We start from the raw sequence: 18098 nt of genomic DNA on the forward strand, positions 1-18098 counted from the left end.
GTCAACCGGCCAGGTCATGCAGCTGGCAGTACTCGGTCCAGCTCAGCCCTGCCATCTGCGCCACCTCCTTGTGCACCTCAAGGCGTTGGGCCTCGAAGGCTTCGGCGGATTCGCTGGTGAGCTTGAGGGTCAATTCCCAGGCAAAAAGGCCCTGGCGCTCGGCCTCTGCTTCGAAGGCTTCATGCAGACGCTCGGCGCGGTATTGGGCCAGGGTTTCGCCCTTGGCCTGGGCGGCCAGCGGGTTCAGGCTATCGAGTTCGGTGGCGACATCGGGGTGTTCGTCGAGGAATCTGTCCAGCGCGAGCTGGTGGTTATCACCGGGTTGTGACAAGGGCTTACTCCAAACATAGAGAGGGTCAGGCGGACATTCACACAGGCCTCATTGAAGCAGATCCAGGGATAAGTCTGGGTGTGGACATTCAATTTTTTGGCAAGATCAGGGAATTGCCTGTCGTCCACTGCGGAAAATTCACCCGGATGAATGGCAAAAGGCTTTCGCTCATCGTGCCAGGACGTGTAGCGTTAGCCCGTGTTTCCGGCCCTGCCTTTCAGGGACAGTGGGCGATGGGCAGGGGGATGGGTCATGGCACAAACGCTGTTCAAGCTGTTCTTCACGCAACGTCTGGCTGCGTTGGCCAGCACCGAGTCGCTGCGGGCGATTCGCGAAGGGTTGTTGTGGATCCTGCCATGCCTGCTGGTATCGGCGGGCTTTCTGATCCTGTCCGAATGCGCCCGCGTCCTTGGCTTCGACCCGCAAGTGGTGGCGTTCCTGGCGGGCCTGCACAACCAGATCAGCTCGGTGATCCCGCTGCTGGTCGCCGCTTCCATCGGTTATATGCTGGCGATCCAGCATCGTCTGCCGCAACTGCCGGTGGCGTTCCTGTGCCTGGCCCATGTGGTGGTAGCGACCTTTATCCTGCGCGAATACCCCAGGGCTTCGGCCACCTTCGTACTGTTTATCGCGATTGCATCGCCGTTGCTGAATGTGCCGGTGATTGCCTGGCTGCACCGGTTTCGCTGGACCCGGTTGGTCAATGAAGACCTGGTGGGGCACAACCTGCGGGGCGCCATCAATATGGTGCTGCCGGGGGCCATAACCGCCCTGGCATTGGTGGTGGTGTTGTCCTTGTTGCTGCAGATTCCGTATGTAGCGCAGTTGCAAGGCCCCCAAGTGCTGAACGCGCTGCAGTCGCCCTACGGCAGCGGCCTGTTCGTGACCCTGATGAATTCGCTGCTGTGGTTTTTCGGCATCCACGGCGTGTACGCCATGCAACCGCTATTCGACGTGCTGGACCAGGCGGTGGTGCTCAATAACCTGGCACTGGCGGCGGGTGAGCCGATCAAATATGTGTTGAACAGTGGCCTGTTGGGCAGCTTTGCGTTTATCGGCGGCTCGGGCGGTGCCTTGTGCCTGTTGCTGGCAATCCTGCTGTTCTCCAAGAGCCAATCCATGCGCCTGTTAGCGGTGGCGAGCCTGCCGCTGTCGCTGTTCAACGTCAGTGAGGTGCTGTTGTTCGGTTTGCCGATCATCCTCAACCCGCGTTTGTTCATTCCGTTTCTGATCGTGCCCGCGTTGAACGCCGTGGTGGCGTTGACAGTGGTGCAGATGGGGTGGGTGTCGCCGGCGGTGGTCAGCGTGCCCTTCACGGCGCCGGTGTTGCTCAATGCCTACCTCAGTACCCACGGCGATTTGGCTGCGGTGGTTTTGCAAGTGGCGCTGCTGGGCCTGGGCACCCTGGTGTATGCGCCGTATGTGCGCGCAATCCATCGCCAGGCCACCGAAGGCGGTACGGTGTACCTCAAGTCCCTGGACATGACCTTCCGTGGGCTTGAGGAAAAGGGCCGCCTGCGAGAGCTGGACCCGATACTCGCCTCCCACAAGATTCTGGCGCGCCAGGCCACTGAGATGAGCCGTATCCAGCAGATCAGCGACTACGAGTTCTACCTTGAATTCCAGCCGCAGGTCTCGACCCGCACCGGCCTGTGCACCGGTTGTGAAGCGCTGATGCGCGCCCGCGATGCTCAGGGCACGGTGCATTCGCCGTGGGAGTTCCTGCAGTGGCTGGCCCAGGCGCGGTTGATGCCTGACGTGGATGTGTGGGTGGCGTCCCAGGCGGTTCGCCAGTACCAGAAGTGGCAGAAGCTCGGTTTTGCCTTGCCGATGACCATCAATATCTCCAGCGCGACCCTCACCGACGCGGCTTACGGTGAGCGCCTGGTGAACATCCTCGCCCAGGCCCATGGGCAGGTGTCGGTGGAAATCACCGAAGACGCGTTGGTGAGCGATATCCAGGTCACGCGCCAGACCATCCAAAAGCTGCAGGCCATCGGTGCCAAGGTCTACATCGACGACTTCGGCACCGGGTTTTCGGCCTTGAGTTACCTGCACCAATTCCCGGTCGACTTCATCAAGATCGACCGCAGCTTCGTGGTGGCCCAGCACGACCCCAAGGGCGCCCAGGTCATGACCGGCATGCTGCGCTTCTGTGAGGCGCTGAACCTGGGCGTGGTGGTGGAGGGCGTCGAGACTGCCGAGCAATTGGCCTTCCTGAACAACGGCGCCGAGTTGATTATCCAAGGCTGGTATTTCAGCAAGGCGCTGCCGGGTGACCAGTTGGAAGGCTTCGTGCGTGAGCGCGCCGCCTTGGCACAGGTTCAATAGCCGCGTTGAGTCTGCTCGATGTCCTTGAGCAGCCCGTCGATGCCGGCCAGGCGCGCACGGTTATCGTGGTCCCAAGGGTGAAAGCCGGGCTTGAAGTAGTGCAGCCATGGCACCAGCATCCGTGGGAAAACACCCCTCGGCCCATATAGAAACTTCAACATGCGCCAGAAGCCCTTCAAGTGCCCACCGGCTTTGCGGTCGGCTATCAGCAGGCGCAGGTGGAAGTCGAACACCACCAGCCAGAAGAACACCGTGGTGGTCAGCATGGTCCCGGTGCGCAGCAGGTAGCGCTTGGGCCCCGGCTTGATCACGCGGTTCCACACATCGAAGGCGACGGCCTTGTGTTCGGTTTCCTCCAGGGCGTGCCAGTACCACATCTGCTGGTAGCCCTTGAGTGAGTCGCCAAAGCGCGACGGGTCGCTCAAGAGTATTTCCGCAAGCATCGCGGTGTAGTGCTCAAGGGCGATGGTCACCGCCAGGTTGAAGGACGGCGGCAGGTGTTTCTTCTGCAGGTCGAGGATGAATTTAAGGCGTCGGTCCAGTGTGTGCGCCGGCAGCCCTGCACATTGCAATAGGTCGTTGTAGGCGACGTGCTCGCGGCTGTGCATAGCCTCTTGGCCGATAAAGCCCTGGATCTCTTTTTTCAGTTCAGGGTCGTCGATGTGCTGGCGGTAGTGGCGCACGCTGTCCATGAAAAACAGCTCGCCCTGGGGGAACAGCAACGACAGCGCATTGAAAAAATGCGTAATGAACGGACCCTGTTCATGCCAGTCCTTGATGCGCTCGGCGGGCAGGGCGAAACGGATGTCACGGCGGATCGGCAACATAGTGTGTGCTCCTGTTCAGAGTCGAGGCTCGTCGTTGGTTTCAAACACCGGCGTGCGCGGCTTGGGGGCCATGCGCTTGCTGGCGAACACCACCAGCGCTTGATAGGCCGCCGGCAGGCAACGGGCGAGCAGGTCGAGGAAATACGCGTCGCGGCCGATCAGCACGCGACGCTTGTTCTTGCGCACGCCCTGCAGGATCACCTTGGCGGCCTGGTCGGCGTCGGTAATAAACAGCTTTTCGAAATCGGCACGGGCCTGCTGTTCGCTATGGATGAGGAAACCGGTCATGTTCGCGTCGATGCGGCTGCTGCGGCAGATATCGGTGCGAATGCCGCCGGGGTGCACGCAGGTGGCCGACACGCCGCAGCCCTGCATGTCCAGCTCCTGGCGCAGGGATTCGGTAAAGCCGCGCACCGCAAACTTGGTGGCGTTGTAGCCACTCATGCCTGGTTGAGCAAACAGGCCGAACACGCTGGAGGTGTTGATCACGTGGCCTTCGCCTGACGCTTTCAAGTACGGCAGGAACGCCTTGGTGCCGTGGACCACGCCCCAGAAGTTGATGCCGACGATCCATTCCAGGTCGGCATAGTCCACGCCCTCGACGGTGCTCGACAGGGCAACCCCGGCATTGTTGAACACCAGATTGACCCGGCCGTGTTCAGCCACGCAGCGCGCAGCCCAATCCTCCATGGCCTGGCGATCGGAAACATCCAGTATCTGGGTGGTGATCACCACGGGGGCCAGGGTCGAGGACTTGATCAGCGCCAGGGTCTGCTCCAGTCCCTGGCCGTTTTTATCCGCGAGCGCCAGGTGGCAACCTTCCCGCGCCAGGGCCACTGCCAGGGCGCGGCCCATGCCGGATGCCGCGCCGGTAATTGCCGCTACGCGGCCATTGAATGACTTCATGACAGGCTGCCTTCCGGGGTGGAGTGGGGGGCCGACACGGGCCGGCTGGGTGGATTGATCGGTAGCAGGTCGGCCACGTAATCCTTGAGCGCAAACTGGCGGGTCACCTGTTTGAAGCGCCAGGTCGAGCCGGGCCACAGGGTGGTGTTCTTGCCGGTGCGTGGGTCGAGGTACCAGCTCTGGCAACCGCCGGTGTTCCAGATGGTGCGCTTGAGCTTGGCTTGCAGTTGTTGGTTGTAGGTGCTCTCCACGGCGGCCTTGACGTCCACGGTGGCGATGCGATGCCGTTGCATTTGCTGGAGCGCGTCGAGGATGTAGGTCACCTGGGCTTCAATCATCAGGATCATCGAGTTGTGCCCCAGGCCCGTGTTGGGCCCGACGATCAGGAACAGGTTGGGATAGCCAGGCACCGTGGTGCCCTTGTACGCATGGGCGCCGTCTTGCCAGGTGTCCATCAGGTCCACGCCACCGCGCCCGATGATGCAGTCGCGGGGCAGGGGATCGGTGGCCTGGAAGCCGGTGCCGAAGATCAGGCAATCCGCCGGGTGCTTGATGCCGTCGCTGGTGAACACACCGTCCGCTTCGATGCGCAGCACGCGCTCGGTCACCACCTCGACATTGCTGCGCGACAAGGCGGGGTAGTAGTCATTGGAGATCAGCACCCGCTTGCAGCCGATGGTGTAGTCCGGGGTCAGGGTCTTGCGCAGGGACGGACGCGCCACTTGCTTGTGCAGGTGGCGCAGGGCGATTTTCTGCACCATCTTCATCAGCCGCGGGTGCAGGGCAAAGCCGACCACGCGGCCCTCCAGCGCCCAGTAGAACGCGCTGCGCACCAGGCGCTGGGTGAAGGGCAGGTGCTTGAACAGCCAGCGCTCGACGGGAGAAATCGGCCGGTCGGGCTTGGGCATGATCCACGGTGGGGTGCGCTGGAACAGGTCCAGATGAGCCACCTGCGGTGCAATCTGCGGCACAAACTGAATGGCACTGGCGCCAGTGCCGATCACCGCCACGCGTTTACCCTTCAGGGAGTAGCTGTGGTCCCACTGTTGGGAGTGAAAGTGCTTGCCCTTGAAACTGTCCAGGCCCGGAATATCCGGCAGCGCCGGGCGCGACAGGCCGCCCATGCCCGACACCAGCACCCGCGCACTGACCTGGCGGCCATCGCTGAAGCTCAACTGCCAGCGTTGCTGCTGCTCATCGAACACGGCACGTGTAAGCCCCATACCGAAACGCAAGTAGGGCGCCAGGCCAAAACGCGTGGCGCATTGCTCCAGGTACGCACGGATTTCCGCTTGCGGCGCGAACTGCCGCGTCCAGTCCGGGTTGGGCGCAAAGGAAAACGAATACACATGGGACTGCACATCGCAGGCGCAGCCGGGGTAGTGGTTGTCCCGCCAGGTACCGCCGAGGGTGTCAGCCTGCTCGGCGATGAAGAAGTCGGTAAACCCGGCTTCCTTGAGCTTGATCGCCATGCACAGTCCGGCAAAGCCGGAGCCGATGATGGCGATGTCGATTGAGTCACGCTGGGCAGTCATAAGTAGTCCCTCGTCGGCATCGGGTGTGCGCCTTTTCTTGTTGTGTCTTTTAGATAGAACACCATTGCAAAGAAAAATTGAATTACTTATTTTAAAAAAGATTTTAAATAATCTACCTGAAAATATCGCCTACGCTAGTCCCAGGTTCCTCATGTGCGCGCTGTCCGACGGGCAGGCACGAAGTTCAGGTCCAGGGTGTGGACGATGGCTGAGGCCCGATCAATACCGGTCGGGTCGCCAGCTGCAGGGATGCAGAGGACCGAGCTATGGCTGTTGAATGGGTTATCGCTGCGGCTGTATTTATAGGCGCGAGCGCCGTTTTGTGGGGCTTCAGCACATGGATGACGCGGCGTATCGAGGCCGCTGTTCCGATCAATGGGCGCTTCGTGGAGGTCGAGGGCGAGCGCTTTCATTATTACGAAGAAGGCAAAGGCCCGCCGCTGGTGATGATTCACGGGCTGATGGGCAGCAGTCGCAACTTGACCTACGCCTTGTCCGGACAACTGCGTGAGCAGTTTCGCGTCATCACCCTCGACCGTCCGGGGTCGGGCTATTCCACGCGCCATAAAGGCACCGCCGCCGACCTGCCTGCCCAGGCACGCCAAGTGGCGGCCTTTATCCATACGCTGGGCCTGGATAAGCCCTTGGTGCTGGGGCATTCCCTCGGCGGCGCCATTTCCCTGGCGCTGGCGCTTGACCATCCTCACGCGGTATCGGGGCTGGTGCTGGTGGCGCCACTGACCCATCCACAACCCAGGTTGCCCCTGGTGTTCTGGTCACTGGCGGTGCGACCGGCCTGGCTGCGGCGATGGGTGTCCTACACGCTGACCGTGCCCATGGGCCTGCTGACGCGCCGCTCAGTGGTCAAGGGCGTGTTCGCCCCCGACAGTGCCCCCGAGGATTTCGCCACCCGCGGCGGCGGGCTGCTGGGCATGCGGCCCGACAACTTTTACGCCGCGTCCAGCGAGATCGCTCGGGTCAATGACGACCTGCCGGACATGGTCAAGCGCTACCCGCAACTGACGCTGCCCATCAGCTTGATCTACGGCGCGCGGGACAAGGTCCTGGATTTTCGCAAACACGGCCAGGCCCTGGCCGACAAGGTCCCGGGCCTGAAGCTGCAGGTGGTGGAAGGGCGCGGGCATATGTTGCCGATCACCGCCACCGCAAGAGTCGTAGAGGCGGTGCAGCAGTTGGCCAAGCGTGTGCGACCTCCGGAAAGCGCCGCGATTCTGCATCCACCGTTCGCCTTGGCGAACAAATAATGGTGGCCCTTACTGCGCAGCGGTTCGTCGCAAATGCTTGCCCTAGAGACCTGACCAAACGGCTGAAAAAGAGACTGCCGAGTCACGTTCAACAGGGTTCGAAAAAGTAGTTGACGACCTATCGATTCCGCGCTATTTCTTTAAAAAAATATTTCAATGTTTATTTTGAAATGATTTTTGAAATGCCTAAGAGCGAATAAAAATGAAAAAAACGTCTTTTATCGCATGGTTGAATTCCTGGAGCATTCAGCGCTCCCTGAACCTGTTTTCCACTGCCCTCCCACGGAGGTTGCCATGAATCAGACACTGGCAGCCCCAAGCGTATGGACCGACGGCAAGCGTCACCTGTGGTGGCTGGGCATCATGCCCCTGGCCACACCTCTGCTCTCCGGCGCCCTGGCTATCACCACCGGTGTCCAGCAACTCTGGTGGGTTGGTGTATTGGTGATCTTCGGCCTGATTCCGCTGATCGATGGCTTGCTCGGTGAAGACGTGAGCAACCCTCCTGAGTCCGCCGTCACCCACCTTGAATCCCAGAGCTACTACCGCTGGATCGTGTACACCGGCGTAGTGTTCGTGATCTCGTCAGTGGTGATCACCGGCTGGCTCGCCGCTGGCGGTATCGACTGGATCATCCAGGGCGGCCTGTTGCAGGCTGCCGCGAACCTGGAACCGTCCAGTGCGTTGTCCCACGCCGCCAGTTACATCACCGCCCGCACCCAACTGCACGGCGAGCCGAGCTGGTTTACCTACCTGGGCATGGCCATGTCGACCGGCGCCGCCACCGGCATTGCGATCAACACGGCCCATGAGCTGGGGCACAAGCCCAACGCGCTGGAAGTATTCCTGGCCAAGGTCACCCTGGCACCGACTTTCTACGGGCACTTCTACACCGAACACAACCGTGGGCATCACGTGCGCGTCGCCACGCCAGAAGACCCGGCCAGCTCGCGCCTCGGGGAAAGCTTCTGGGCTTTCCTGCCACGCTCGGTCTGGTTCAGTGCCCGCTCGGCGTGGAACCTGGAACGTGAACGCCTGCGCAAGCTCGGCCTGCCGGCTTGGCACTGGCAGAACGGCGTACTCAGCGCCTGGATGTACAGCGTGGTGTTGTGGGGCGCGATGATTTATTGGCTGGGGGCGGCGGTGATTCCGTTCCTGATCATCCAGGGCATCTACGGCTTCTCGCTGCTGGAAGTGGTCAACTACGTCGAGCACTACGGGCTTAAACGCCAGAAGTTGCCCAATGGTCGGTATGAGCGTTGCTCGCCACGGCATTCTTGGAACAGCAACCGTATTGTCACCAATATCTTCCTGTTCCAACTTCAACGGCACTCTGACCACCATGCCAATCCGACCCGTAGTTACCAGTCGTTGCGCCACTTTGATGAATCGCCGCAACTGCCCTATGGCTACGCGAGCATGATTGTCTGGGCATATGTGCCGTACTTGTGGCGCCGCCGCATGGACCATCGTGTACTGAATCATTACGCCGGGGATATCACTTTGACCAACCTTCAACCTTCACAACGGTTGAAGTACCTGGAGAAGTACAGCAACAGCGCCAAACCGTTTTAAGTTCAAGTAACACATTGTTTGCGTACCCGGGGCCTGCGTGCCGCGCAGGCCTCGATCGCCCAAGGTTTTCCAGAACAGTTGCAAGAAAAGTGTTTGACCCGAACAAAAATAATTAAAGGGAAGGACGTACACCATGCAAGCACCTGCCAAGTTCACCACCCACATCGTGTTGGCCGCGCTGGGCCTGATCGCCTATCACCAGGCCCAGGCCGCGCGTATCGAGCCGGCCGGTAGCGCCTTTACGGCCCAGGGTCCCATCAGCTTCTCCAAAGGTGCGCTGATCAGTGCCGACTGCACCATCAAGGTGGCCGGCAAGGTCGCAGCCGATGGTTCATCAGTGAACGTGGACAAAGTTGAATTCGACGGTGGCCTCAAGTGCAGCCGGGTCGAAGCCACCAACTTGCCATGGATCTTAGTGGCCAAAGACACCAAGAGCGGCTCCATGTCGAAGATCAGCGTCGATGTGCATGCATTCGGCCTCGGCGGCAAGTGCGGCCCCTCGACCGCCGACGGTACCTGGGATAACGCCACCGGCAAGTTGGAAGCCGCCAATGTCCCGATCGGCGAAGACTGCAAGATCAAGACGGTGTCGATCAAGATGCCGCCGAACTTCAAAGTTGTTGAATAAGCGTTAGATGTTGTTGCGGTAATTGAATTGAAATTTGGCTGGAAAGGGAAGTTCTGCAGTTTCACCGTGACCTCTCGTTCATGGCCATTACCCCTGGCGAAATGACTTCGCCATAACATGTGAGGAAAAACAATGAAAAGCTTGAAAACCCTCGTATCGTTGTCTGCTTTGGCTGTTTGCATGGGTGCTGCTTCGATGGCGAACGCCTACAGCATCAGTCCTGTAAGCACAAGCTTCACTGCGCCAGGCACCATCTCGGTGAAGTCGCCTTCGTCCTTCCAGGCCACCGTTAACTGTGGTGCCACGTTTACCGGGAATGTCGATGCGACAGGCGTTGCCAAGATCACCGGCGTCGCGGTCACCGGTGGCGGCCTGTGCGCGCTGCCCAAGATCACCGGTCTGCCTTGGACCCTGACTGCCACCGGCCCTGCCGCCGGTTCGGTGACAAACGTCGGCTATACCATCGCCAGCTCGATTCTGTACCCAGCCTCCAATTGCGGCCCTTCGACGATTACCGTGGGCTACAGCGGTGGTGTGCTGACCGCTGCCAACCAGACCCTGAGTGGCAGTTGCACCGTGGTGAGCCTGAGCGTCACCCCAAGCCCTGCGTTGACGATCGTGCCTTGAGGCGCGCGTAAGAACGAAGGGTTGATCACCCGTTGAAAACTGGCGCCTTGACTGGGCGCCAGTTCATGAATTGCAAGCCGAAAGACGAACCGGCAGGGCTGGCTCAGAGAGATAACAATAAGGAGTGCCGCATGAATAATAAGAAACAACATGTGCAGGTTTTGTTGGGGCTGGCGTTGATTGGCGGGGCAATGGCGACCGCCCCGGTGCAGGCCGGTGGTTTTTCGACACCGACCTACGGCGCGCCAGGTTGGGGGCGGGCATTTGGCGGTGGTTCGCTGTTCAAGAATGACCCCAGCTCGGCATACAACAACCCGGCGGCCATGGCGTTTGTGGAGCACAATGTTGCGCAATTTACCGTCGACTACGCGCGCATCAAGATCAAGTACAAGGGCGATGCCTCTGATTATGCGGGCAACCCCATTTCCAATACGCCATTGGATGCCAATGGTTTTCCCGATGTTGCGGCGACCACGGTCAATAACAACGATGGCGGCCAAGGCGGGTTTACTGCCTGGTTGCCGACCGGTTTCATGGTCATGCCCCTGGGGGATCGCTTCGCATTCGGCTTGAGCCAGGTGGTGCCCCAGGGTATGCGTTCCACTTGGGACCAGGACTCTAAACTGCGCGACTTTGCCGTGGATACCAAAATTGAAACCGTAGGTTTGACCGGGTCCCTGTCTTTCAAAGTGAATGATCAATTCTCCATCGGTGGTGGTGTGATCGTGCAGCACAGTAAGGGATTCGTCAGTCAGAACGTCGACTTGTTATCTGCCGCGGCAGTGTCCGATTCGGTGCTGGGAGGGATCAATTTCCCGTCGGATGTCGGCAGTGCGCTTATGCGTGTCAAAGTTGACAATATCTCGGCTGGCTGGTTTACCGGCGTCGTTTGGAAACCTACCGAGCGCGATACGCTTGGCTTGAATTACCACGCTAAGATCAAGAACAAGATGACCGGCAAATACAACATGTACGCCGATCAGTTTTCCTACAACCTGATGACACAGCCGAGCCCGTTTGGCGGCAGCGGTACATTGGTGAACACCGCTTATCCAGGGTTGGAGCTCATGCCGGACGGCGCGCACGCCAGTGTCCAACTGGATATTCCTGCCACAGCGGGTCTGGACTGGGTACACCAGTTCAACGATCGTTTCACCTTGGGGGCCAGCGTGACCTGGACGCAGTGGTCCTCATTCAAAGACCTGACGCTCAAGTCCGGTGGCAACACGATTGTGTCTATCCCGTATAACTATAAGGACACCTGGATGTACTCCCTCGGTGGTGACTATCGCTTGACCGACGAGCTGACCCTGCGAGCGGGTGTCGCGCTTGATCAGACGCCGACACGCAATTCGACCCGCGACCCGCGGATCCCGGATGGCGACCGTACATTCCTGTCGTTGGGGGCTGGCTATGACGTGAAAGCAATCAAGGGGCTGAGTGTCGACCTGGCCTATTCCCATCAGTTCGTGCAAGAGGTCAAGCTCAAGACTCAAAACGTTGATCGCCTGGGCGGTGCAAGCCTCGATGGCAAGGCGGAGTCGTCGGGTGATGTGGTCAGCGTATCGGCCACTTACGCGTTCTGATGCGTTGTGGAGAGTGATGGCAGGGAGGCATCAAGCGCATCTTGGTGCCTTCGTCCAGGCATTCATCCTCATTTCATGGGTAGTTTCCAGCGTAGTGACATACCCGGCTGACGTGTTCAGCCACTCTTTTTTCGCCCAAGTATTAAATAAAAATTTCAAAACAATATTTGAATTTAGCGTTCCGAGTTTGTAGTGTGGCTTTACGCCGCAGCTCACATCGAGCGGCCAGCGTAATGGTCGTGCCCTGAATCGAATTGAGGTATCCCCATGATTATCTGGTTATTGGTGGGTTTCGCAGCTGCGATTGCCCTGGCGTATCGACAAGCCGCTGCCATCCACTGGTTGGGGGCAGGCCTGTTCTGGCTGGCGGCGGGTTACCTGTTCAACGTGGTGGCCGGTTTCGGCATGAGCGTTGCGGCGCTCCTGGTGGTGTTGCCCGCAGCGATGATGACGATCAAACCCCTGCGCCGCACCTTGCTCACCAGCAAGGCCCTGGGCCTGTTTCGTACAATCATGCCGGCTATGTCCGACACCGAACGTGCGGCCATCGAGTCCGGTACCGTGTGGTGGGATGCCGAGCTGTTCAGCGGCAAGCCCAACTGGCAGCGCCTGCTGCAAGCCGCACCGGCCAGCCTGAGCGCTGAAGAGCAAGCCTTCCTCGATAACGAAGTCGAAACCCTGTGCGATATCGCCAACGACTGGGAAACCACCCAGGTCTGGCAGGACATGTCGCCCGAAGGCTGGCAGTACACCAAGGATGCCGGGTTCCTCGGCATGATCATTCCCAAGCAATACGGCGGCAAAGGCTTCTCCCACTACGCGCACTCGCAGGTGGTGATGAAGCTGTCGACGCGTTGCTCGGCGGCCGCCATTTCGGTGATGGTGCCCAACTCCCTCGGCCCGGCCGAGCTGCTGTTGCATTACGGCACCGATGCCCAGCGCAATTACTACCTGCCGCGCTTGGCGCGGGGTGAAGACATCCCGTGCTTTGCCCTGACCAGCCCGTATGCGGGGTCCGATGCCGGGGCGATTCCCGACTTGGGCATCGTCTGCAAAGGTACCCATGAAGGCGAGGAAGTCCTGGGCTTCCGCGTGACCTGGGACAAGCGCTACATCACCCTGGGCCCGATTGCCACGGTGCTCGGCCTGGCGTTTCGCGCCGAAGACCCGGATGGCTTGCTTGGCCAGCCCGGCTCGCTGGGGATCACCTGTGCGTTGATCCCGACGTCCCATCCGGGGGTAAACAGCGGTCGCCGCCATTGGCCACTCAATGCCGTGTTCCAGAATGGTCCTACCACCGGCAAGGATGTCTTCATCCCACTGGAATGGGTGATCGGTGGCCGCGAGCAAGTCGGTAACGGCTGGCGCATGTTGATGGAATGCCTGGCAGCCGGCCGGGCGATTTCCCTGCCGTCGGCCAACGTCGGCCTGGGCAAAGTCGCGGTGCGCGGCACCACCGCCTACGCGGCGATGCGCAAGCAGTTTGGCCTGCCCATTGGCAAGTTCGAAGGCGTGCAAGCGCCGCTGGCACGCATGGCCGGGCACCTGTATGCCTGCGATGCGGTGCGCAAGGTCTCGGTGGCGTCCCTGGATGCGGGAGAGAAACCGTCGGTGATCTCGGCGATCGCCAAGTACCACGTCACCGAGCGTGCGCGGATCATCGTCAATGATGGTATGGACATCGTGGCCGGCAAGGGCATCTGCATGGGCCCGAACAACTTCCTGGCCCGTGCCTATCAGCAAAGCCCCATCGCGATTACGGTAGAAGGCGCGAACATCATGACGCGCTGCCTGATCATCTTTGGCCAGGGCCTGATCCGCTGCCATCCCTATGTGTTCCGTGAGATGGAAGCCGCGCGCAACCCGGACCGGCGCCAGGCGCTGGAAGCGTTTGACAGCGCGATGTTCGGCCACGTGAGTTTCGTGCTGGCCAATACCGTCCGCGCAGCGGTGCATGCCCTGACAGGCGGGCGGTTGATTTCTGCCCCGGCCAAGACCGATCCGGCACTGGCGTCCTACTACCGCCAGGCCAATCGCCTGTCGGTGGTGCTCGCGCTGACGTCGGACATTTCCATGGGCGTGCTGGGCGGTGCCCTCAAGCGCAAGGAAAGTATCACCGGGCGTTTGGGCGATATTCTGTCGCAGCTGTACATCCTGTCCTGCGTGCTCAAGCGCTTTGAGGATGACGGCCGGCCCCAGGCAGACCTGCCGCTGGTGCACTGGTCGGCCCAGGACGCGTTGTTGCGCGCCCATGAAGCGTTGGCCGAAGTGCTCGATAACTACCCGTCGAAAGTGGCCGCAAGCGTGCTGAAGGCGTTGACGTTCCCGTTCGGTATCCCGCTGCGCAAACCGTCGGACCGCCTGCTGGCCGAAGTTGCTGATGTGGTGCAGACACCGGGCGAAACCCGCGACCGACTATTGGCCAATTCCTACATACCCCGTCCGGAAATCGACAAGTTGGCCTACGGCGAACTGGGCTTCCGCCTGCTGCCGCAAGTCGAGTTGATCGAGGCCCGACTCAAACCGGCGGTCAAGCAGGGCCTGATCGCGCCGATGCCGATCTCGGCCACGGCCTTTACCGCCTGGCGCGTCAAGGCGCGGGCACTGGACCTGATCAGCGACGAAGAAGACACCTTGCTGGGGCGCTATGTGGAATACGCCGACCACGGCATCCAGGTGGACGACTTCCCCCAGGACTTCGGCTTGCTGGAAGCGTTGCAGCAGCGCAAGCAGGCGTTGGAACCGACGACGAAACGTCGCAACAACCAAAGCGAAAACGCCTCGGTCAATTAGGAAAATCACGGTCAAGGTGGGAGCTGGCTTGCCTGCGAAGGCATCACCTCGGTACGACTGACACACCGAGTTGCCTGTATCGCAGGCAAGCCAGCGCCCACAGGGGATCGGGTTTTCACGGTCAGAATGTGTTGTGAGTGAATGTCTCTATGAGTGACAGCTACCTTTCGTTCGTCAATTCCCCCTGGGGTCGGCGCCTGGCCCAGGCCGTCGGCTTGCCGCAGCCCTTGCCGCTGCAACGCCATCGCAGCGGCCAGCAAGGGCTGGTCAACCCGGTGATCGTCGCCGGGGCAGGGCGCCTGGCCGTCGAGGTGCAGCGGGTGTTCGCGGCCACCGACACCGTCATCGCCACGCCGGCCACGCTTAAGGCGCCGTCCACGGTCAAGGTGCAGGGCGCGGTGTTTGATGCGAGTGCCGTGACCGACCCGCACCAATTGGATGAGCTGTATGTGTTCTTCCACGCCAATGCCAAGCGCATTGGCCACCATGGCCGCGTGATGGTGCTCGGCACCGCGCCGGAACACTGCCAGGACTTGCCCCAGGCCATCGCCCAGCGCGCCCTTGAAGGCTTGGTGCGTTCGCTGGCCAAGGAGTTGCGGCGCGCGATCACCGTGCAGTTGGTCTACGTGGCCCCCGGCGCCGAAGCCGCGCTGGACAGCAGCCTGCGGTTCTTCCTGTCGCGCCGCTCGGCCTATGTCTCGGGGCAGGTGATCCGCCTGGAGGCACCGGTGGACGGCCAGGTCAGCGTCAATTGGGACAAACCCTTCGCCGGCCGTCGCGCGCTGGTCACCGGCGCTTCCCGTGGTATCGGCCTGGCGATTGCCCAGGTGTTGGCACGGGACGGCGCCCATGTGGTGTGCGTGGACGTGCCCCAGGCCCAGGCGTTGCTGCAACAGGCCGCGGAAAGTGTCGGCGGCTCGGCGCTGCCGCTGGACATCACCGCAACCGATGCAGCCTCGCTGTTGCAGGCCCACGTCAGCCAATACGGCGCCTTCGATGTGGTGGTGCATAACGCCGGCATCACCCGTGACAAGACCATCGCCAAGATGACCGAGGATGCCTGGCGCAGTGTGCTGGCCGTGAACTTAGAGGCGCCGTTGCAACTCAGCCATGCACTGCTGGACAGCCAGGGCCTGAACTCCGGCGGGCGCATCGTCTGCGTGTCGTCGATTTCCGGCATCGCCGGCAACCTTGGGCAGAGCAATTACGCCACCTCCAAGGCTGGCGTGATCGGCCTGGTGCAGGGCCTGGCACCGCGAGCGGCGGCGCAGCACGTCACGGTGAATGCAGTGGCACCCGGGTTTATCGAGACGCAGATGACCGCGAAAATCCCGCTGATGATCCGCGAAGCCGGGCGGCGCATGAACTCGATGTCCCAGGGCGGGCAACCTATCGATGTGGCCGAGACCATTGCCTGGCTGGCACACCCGGCGTCGGGCGGGGTCAACGGCCAGGTCATCCGTGTGTGCGGCCAAAGCCTGCTGGGAGCCTGAGTCCATGGACTACGTGACGCAGATCATTGACCCGCCGCCATCACGCACGCGCTTGCTGCTCGATGGCGTACGCGCCTTGCGCAAACCCAAGCTCGACGGTGCGCCCGTACTGCCCAAGGAACGCCTGGTGCGCTCGGCGGCGCAGTTGTCTGCCGCTGATATTGAAGCCTATGGCCGCGCCTGTGGTTTTCGCCGCGAGCAGGGCGTGCCGTTGTCCTACCCCCACGTGCTGGCGTTCCCATTGCACCTGATGCTGCTGACGCGGCCGAGCTTCCCGTATCCGGCCAGCGGCATGGTGCACCTGGCCAATCGCATTCGTCAGCACCAGCGCTTGCACCCAGGCCAGGCGTTGCGGCTGGAAGTGTATGGCGAGCGCTGGGTTGCCCATCCCAAGGGCCAGGCGCTGAGCATCGCCACCCGTGCGTACGGCGCCGACACACTGGTGTGGGAAAGCGACAGCCTGTACCTGCGCCGGGACGTCAAGGGCCCGGTGGGTGAACCGTGGGACGACGTATTGCCGCTGCAGGAAGACGGTTTGCTGCGTACCCAGCGCTGGGTGTTGCCGGCTGACTTGGGCCGGCGCTTTGCCAAGGTGTCAGGGGATTTCAACCCGATTCACACCTCGGTGATTGGCGCCAAGCTCTTCGGTTTTCGCCGCGCCATCGCCCACGGCATGTGGACCCTGGGGCGCGCACTCGCCGCGCAGCAACCGCCCGGCGGGCTGGACCAGGCCGAGGCGCATTGTGACTTCAAGTTGCCGATCTTCCTGCCTGGCCAGGTTGCTCTTTGGAGTCACCCGGTGACCGGCCCGCGCCGCGAATTCGAAGTGCGCAATTTCGCCGGTGACAAACCCCACATGCGCGGACTATTCATCTGGAAAGAGAGCGTGGAATGAGTGACTACAGCTTCAACCCGGCCCCGGTTCGTCGCGTCGCGATTATCGGCGGCAACCGCATCCCGTTTGCTCGCTCCAACACGGTGTACGCCCACGACAGCAACCAGGACCTGCTGGTCGCCGCCCTGCAGGGCCTGGTCGACCGCTACAACCTGCACGGCCAACGCCTGGGCGAATTCGCCGCTGGGGCGGTAATCAAGCATTCGCGGGACTTCAACCTGGCGCGCGAGTCATTGCTGTCCACCACCTTGTCGCCGGACACGCCTGCCTACGATGTGCAGCAAGCCTGCGGCACCGGCCTGGAAGCGGCCTTGCTGGTAGCGAACAAGATTGCCCTGGGCCAGATCGACGTAGGCATCGCCGGCGGTTCCGACACCACCTCCGACGCACCGATCGGCATCAACGAATCCCTGCGCCACACGTTGCTCGCGGCCAACCGCGCCAAGGGCATGGGCGCCAAGTTGCAGGCGCTGTTCAAGGTGCGGCCATCGATGTTTTTCAAACCATTGCTGCCGCGCAATGGCGAGCCGCGCACCGGTTTATCCATGGGCGAACACTGCGAAGAAATGGCCAAGCGCTGGCAGATCAAGCGCCTGGCCCAGGATGAACTGACCCTCACCAGCCATCAACGCCTGGACGCGGCCTACAAGCGCGGTTTCTTCGATGACCTGATCACCCCCCATCGCGGCCTGGCTCGGGACAATAACCTGCGCGCCGACGCGAGCCTGGAGAAACTCGCCGGCCTGTCCCCAGCCTACGACCGGCAAAACGGCACGCTCACTGCGGGCAATTCAACACCGCTGACCGATGGCGCCTCGGTGGTGCTGCTGGCCAGCGAGGAATGGGCGGCCGCGCACGGCTGGCCGGTGCTGGCCTATCTGCGTACCGGCGAAACGGCGGCGGTGAATTTCGTCGATGGTACCGAGGGCCTGCTGATGGCTCCGGCCTATGCGGTGCCGCGCATGCTCAAGCGCGAAGGGCTGAGCTTCGATGACTTCGATTTCTTCGAGATCCACGAAGCCTTCGCCGCCCAGGTGCTGTGCACGCTCAAGGCGTGGGAAGACGCCGATTATTGCCGCGAACGCCTAGGCTTGGATGCACCGCTGGGCGCCATCGACCGCGCCAAGATGAACGTCAACGGTGGCTCACTCGGTTGCGGCCATCCCTTCGCCGCCACTGGTGGCCGGCAATTGGCGGCGTTGGCCAAGATCATTCATGAGAACGGCGGCGGGCGCGGCCTGATTTCCATCTGCGCGGCGGGCGGGCTGGGCATTACCGCCATCGTCGAAAAGTAGCTCTATCAAAA

14 protein-coding genes are annotated in these 18098 nt (G+C 61.4%); 10 read left to right on the forward strand and 4 right to left on the reverse strand.

Going from position 1 to position 18098, the window contains the following annotated elements:
* Window position 1: 1 nt before the first annotated feature.
* The gene (locus KHP07_RS06855) at window positions 2–331 is read right to left on the reverse strand and encodes a DUF6388 family protein (RefSeq protein WP_078048778.1); all 330 of its coding nucleotides are present in this window, start codon (window positions 329–331) and stop codon (window positions 2–4) included.
* A 252-nt stretch (window positions 332–583) separates the two neighbouring features.
* Between KHP07_RS06855 and KHP07_RS06860 the strand changes: the two genes are divergently transcribed.
* Window positions 584–2662 (forward strand): PTS sugar transporter subunit IIC/EAL domain-containing protein, encoded by a 2079-nt coding sequence (locus tag KHP07_RS06860; protein ID WP_099491629.1) that lies wholly within the window; start codon window positions 584–586, stop codon window positions 2660–2662.
* Here the strand turns inward: KHP07_RS06860 and KHP07_RS06865 are convergent.
* Genes KHP07_RS06865 through KHP07_RS06875 form a run of 3 tightly spaced genes read right to left on the reverse strand, consistent with a single transcriptional unit; the run spans window position 2656 to window position 5930 of the window.
* Window positions 2656–3489, reverse strand: coding sequence for a metal-dependent hydrolase (locus KHP07_RS06865; protein WP_078048776.1), 834 nt, complete (start codon window positions 3487–3489; stop codon window positions 2656–2658). The genes KHP07_RS06860 and KHP07_RS06865 overlap by 7 nt on opposite strands.
* A gap of 15 nt (window positions 3490–3504) precedes the next feature.
* Window positions 3505–4395, reverse strand: coding sequence for an SDR family NAD(P)-dependent oxidoreductase (locus KHP07_RS06870; RefSeq protein WP_099491625.1), 891 nt, complete (start codon window positions 4393–4395; stop codon window positions 3505–3507).
* Window positions 4392–5930, reverse strand: a complete 1539-nt coding sequence (locus tag KHP07_RS06875) for a flavin-containing monooxygenase (protein ID WP_214496853.1) — start codon at window positions 5928–5930, stop codon at window positions 4392–4394. The genes KHP07_RS06870 and KHP07_RS06875 overlap by 4 nt, the downstream gene beginning before the upstream one ends.
* 266 nt (window positions 5931–6196) lie before the next feature.
* On the opposite strand from KHP07_RS06875, the gene KHP07_RS06880 reads away from it, so the two are divergent.
* The 9 genes from KHP07_RS06880 (at window position 6197) to KHP07_RS06920 (ending at window position 18087) form a co-directional block, all read left to right on the forward strand.
* Window positions 6197–7195: an alpha/beta fold hydrolase gene (locus KHP07_RS06880; RefSeq protein WP_214496854.1), complete on the forward strand. Its 999-nt coding sequence runs from the start codon at window positions 6197–6199 to the stop codon at window positions 7193–7195.
* Between the two features lie 294 nt (window positions 7196–7489).
* Entirely contained in the window at window positions 7490–8770 is a 1281-nt protein-coding gene (locus KHP07_RS06885; RefSeq protein ID WP_214496855.1) for an alkane 1-monooxygenase, read from the forward strand.
* A 133-nt stretch (window positions 8771–8903) separates the two neighbouring features.
* On the forward strand, window positions 8904–9398 hold the full coding sequence (gene praA / locus KHP07_RS06890) for an alkane oxidation protein activator PraA (RefSeq protein ID WP_028616492.1): 495 nt from the start codon (window positions 8904–8906) through the stop codon (window positions 9396–9398).
* 132 nt (window positions 9399–9530) lie between these two features.
* Complete coding sequence (praB, locus tag KHP07_RS06895; RefSeq protein WP_078048771.1) at window positions 9531–10025, forward strand: alkane oxidation protein activator PraB; 495 nt, start codon at window positions 9531–9533, stop codon at window positions 10023–10025.
* A gap of 131 nt (window positions 10026–10156) precedes the next feature.
* Window positions 10157–11611 carry an outer membrane protein transport protein gene (locus KHP07_RS06900; protein ID WP_078048770.1) on the forward strand — a complete coding sequence of 485 codons (1455 nt, stop codon included), beginning with the start codon at window positions 10157–10159 and terminating at the stop codon, window positions 11609–11611.
* Window positions 11612–11878: 267 nt separating this feature from the next.
* Window positions 11879–14404, forward strand: coding sequence for an acyl-CoA dehydrogenase (locus KHP07_RS06905; RefSeq protein WP_214496856.1), 2526 nt, complete (start codon window positions 11879–11881; stop codon window positions 14402–14404).
* A gap of 149 nt (window positions 14405–14553) precedes the next feature.
* Window positions 14554–15897: a 3-oxoacyl-ACP reductase gene (locus KHP07_RS06910; RefSeq protein ID WP_214496857.1), complete on the forward strand. Its 1344-nt coding sequence runs from the start codon at window positions 14554–14556 to the stop codon at window positions 15895–15897.
* A 4-nt stretch (window positions 15898–15901) separates the two neighbouring features.
* Entirely contained in the window at window positions 15902–16792 is an 891-nt protein-coding gene (locus tag KHP07_RS06915; protein ID WP_214496858.1) for a MaoC/PaaZ C-terminal domain-containing protein, read from the forward strand.
* The gene (locus KHP07_RS06920; RefSeq protein ID WP_214496859.1) at window positions 16789–18087 is read left to right on the forward strand and encodes an acetyl-CoA C-acetyltransferase; all 1299 of its coding nucleotides are present in this window, start codon (window positions 16789–16791) and stop codon (window positions 18085–18087) included. The genes KHP07_RS06915 and KHP07_RS06920 overlap by 4 nt, the downstream gene beginning before the upstream one ends.
* Window positions 18088–18098: the final 11 nt, after the last annotated feature.

It is taken from the genome of Pseudomonas sp. VS40 (genome assembly GCF_018587885.1).
GTDB classification, from domain to species: domain Bacteria; phylum Pseudomonadota; class Gammaproteobacteria; order Pseudomonadales; family Pseudomonadaceae; genus Aquipseudomonas; species Aquipseudomonas pergaminensis.

What these genes read in the sequence shown, in the direction of transcription:
- KHP07_RS06860 (WP_099491629.1), top strand. Translation starts at nt 584, where the DNA reads ATGGCACAAACGCTGTTCAAGCTGTTCTTCACGCAACGTCTGGCTGCG.
- KHP07_RS06865 (WP_078048776.1), bottom strand. Translation starts at nt 3,489, where the DNA reads ATGTTGCCGATCCGCCGTGACATCCGTTTCGCCCTGCCCGCCGAGCGC.
- KHP07_RS06870 (WP_099491625.1), bottom strand. Translation starts at nt 4,395, where the DNA reads ATGAAGTCATTCAATGGCCGCGTAGCGGCAATTACCGGCGCGGCATCC.
- KHP07_RS06875 (WP_214496853.1), bottom strand. Translation starts at nt 5,930, where the DNA reads ATGACTGCCCAGCGTGACTCAATCGACATCGCCATCATCGGCTCCGGC.
- KHP07_RS06880 (WP_214496854.1), top strand. Translation starts at nt 6,197, where the DNA reads ATGGCTGTTGAATGGGTTATCGCTGCGGCTGTATTTATAGGCGCGAGC.
- KHP07_RS06885 (WP_214496855.1), top strand. Translation starts at nt 7,490, where the DNA reads ATGAATCAGACACTGGCAGCCCCAAGCGTATGGACCGACGGCAAGCGT.
- praA (WP_028616492.1), top strand. Translation starts at nt 8,904, where the DNA reads ATGCAAGCACCTGCCAAGTTCACCACCCACATCGTGTTGGCCGCGCTG.
- praB (WP_078048771.1), top strand. Translation starts at nt 9,531, where the DNA reads ATGAAAAGCTTGAAAACCCTCGTATCGTTGTCTGCTTTGGCTGTTTGC.
- KHP07_RS06900 (WP_078048770.1), top strand. Translation starts at nt 10,157, where the DNA reads ATGAATAATAAGAAACAACATGTGCAGGTTTTGTTGGGGCTGGCGTTG.
- KHP07_RS06905 (WP_214496856.1), top strand. Translation starts at nt 11,879, where the DNA reads ATGATTATCTGGTTATTGGTGGGTTTCGCAGCTGCGATTGCCCTGGCG.
- KHP07_RS06910 (WP_214496857.1), top strand. Translation starts at nt 14,554, where the DNA reads ATGAGTGACAGCTACCTTTCGTTCGTCAATTCCCCCTGGGGTCGGCGC.
- KHP07_RS06915 (WP_214496858.1), top strand. Translation starts at nt 15,902, where the DNA reads ATGGACTACGTGACGCAGATCATTGACCCGCCGCCATCACGCACGCGC.
- KHP07_RS06920 (WP_214496859.1), top strand. Translation starts at nt 16,789, where the DNA reads ATGAGTGACTACAGCTTCAACCCGGCCCCGGTTCGTCGCGTCGCGATT.